The organism is Pseudoalteromonas sp. Z9A6 (assembly GCF_011378805.1).
GTDB lineage: Bacteria > Pseudomonadota > Gammaproteobacteria > Enterobacterales > Alteromonadaceae > Pseudoalteromonas > Pseudoalteromonas distincta.
Map to the genome: position 1 here is coordinate 1 of NZ_WTKZ01000131.1, position 820 is coordinate 820.

The window sequence follows — 820 nt, forward strand, 5'->3', positions numbered from 1 at the left end:
ATGGTAACCTGAAGCAGATAGACGCTGGGTCTGGCTCCGTGGTTGGCGTGAACAATAATAATGAGATATTCGTCCTGATTGATAACGTCTTCACAAAGATCAGCGGGTCTCTAAAGCACTTCAGTGTTGGTCCTGCTGGTCAGCTGGGGGTTAATACAGCAAACAACATCTTTAGGTTTCAGAGTGGCGGTTTTGTTAGGCTTGAAGGGCTTCTCAATCAGGTGGATGCCGGAGGTGATCAGATCATTGCAGGTGTCAATATGTATGATGACATATTCTGTTCAAATATGGATGCTAACAACAAATGGTTATCCAGTAACATTCCTTGGATTAATATTGGTGGAAAGCTGAAGTACTACAGCTGTGGTCCATACAGCTGTTGGGGAGTGAACCACAACGACCAAATCTTCATCATGAAGGATGTGTCGTCTAGTGTCTGTTCAGGGTCCGGCAGCTTTGTGAATATTCCTGGACTTCTGTCCATGATTGAAGTAGCAACTGATGGCAGTGTCTATGGTGTAAACTCTCAAGGGAGCTTATTCAAACGAACTGGTGTCACTCGCTGCACACCCGATGGCACAGACTGGATCCCAGTGGTTGCCTGTCCCAATGGTCACCAGCATGTGAGCTTTGACCTGGGAGTGCTGTGGGTCGTGTGTGTTGATGGCTCCATCCGTAAATGCAGTTAAGGCACTATGGTGGGCCAAGGTGGGCGGTCTCGAGATTCTGGCAGAGCGCATGCCTAAATGTACTGTATAATGTCACTGCAGCAACAGGAGGTCATTCATTGACCGAAGCCTCAAAGTGACTTGTAATAAAG

The 820-nt window shown here is 47.2% G+C and carries 1 protein-coding gene; it reads left to right on the forward strand.

What is annotated here, in order from left to right; all coding sequences use genetic code 11:
• A partial coding sequence (locus GQR53_RS20500; protein ID WP_206013410.1) for a tectonin domain-containing protein occupies positions 1 to 689 on the forward strand: 689 nt, incomplete at its 5' end.
• Positions 690 to 820 lie beyond the last annotated feature (131 nt).